Genomic DNA, 873 nt, shown 5'->3' with positions numbered 1-873 from the left:
GCTCGACTTCATCAGGTGCCAAACCTCCTTCAGCGCCGATTAGCACATCCACCTTCCCGCCCGGCGCCGGTGGTGCAATGCTAGCCAGAGTTTGCTCCGATCCGGGCACCAACATCAAGCGCAAAACACCGCTGTTTGGAGACTTGCCCAGCCACTGTTCCAAACTCTGCAGTGCGGACACCTCCGGCACCCGGTTGCGTCCGCACTGTTCGCAGGCCGCGATGGCCACGCCACGCCAGTGCTCAACACGCCGCACTGCCCTTTCGCCAGCGAGACGTACCGTACTGCGCTGTGACGTCACCGGGACGATTCGCCTCGCACCCAATTCGACCGCTTTCTGCACAGTCATGTCCATCTTCTCGCCAGCCTGCAGAGCCTGCACAAGCGTCACCTCTATCGGCGCCTCGCATTCGACATCACACCATTCCATTACATCCACGCTTACCTGATCTCGATCGAGCACGGCGATTCGTGCCACATACTCACCGCCGGCGCCATCGAACAAAACGAGATCATCCCCAACGCGCAATCGCAGCGCCCGAGACGCGTGCCTTGCGGCGGCGTCAGGCAGAACATAGCGCGAACCGATCACCAAGGGCTCGAGGCAGTAGAATCGTGGGGTACTCATGGTGATATTATAGAAGCACGCGTAAGACAGCGTAATCATAAGGATTACCACAGTCATGGCCATCACTACCCCGCTCTGCAATTTCGGCTGGGAAGCCCCGGAATTTGAACTCCCCGACACTTCAGGCAAACACTGGACACTAGACACGCTTCGTGGTCCCAACGGTCTATTGTTGATGTTCATCTGCAATCACTGCCCGTATGTCAAGGCCATCATCGACCGTATCTGTCGCGATGCGCTGCAGG

General features: G+C 58.4%; 2 protein-coding genes. One reads left to right on the top strand and one right to left on the bottom strand.

The genetic code is table 11. The features are described from left to right. A partial coding sequence (locus PROAA_RS13655) for a 16S rRNA (uracil(1498)-N(3))-methyltransferase (protein ID WP_186411864.1) occupies positions 1 to 628 on the bottom strand: 628 nt, incomplete at its 3' end. A gap of 55 nt (positions 629 to 683) precedes the next feature. On the opposite strand from PROAA_RS13655, the gene PROAA_RS13650 reads away from it, so the two are divergent. Then, a partial coding sequence (locus PROAA_RS13650; protein WP_186411863.1) for a redoxin domain-containing protein occupies positions 684 to 873 on the top strand: 190 nt, incomplete at its 3' end.

This window comes from Candidatus Propionivibrio aalborgensis, from assembly GCF_900089945.1.
Taxonomy (GTDB): Bacteria; Pseudomonadota; Gammaproteobacteria; order Burkholderiales; family Rhodocyclaceae; genus Propionivibrio; species Propionivibrio aalborgensis.
Note: the sequence above shows the minus strand (reverse complement) of the source record. Positions and strands in the feature narration are given on the sequence as shown.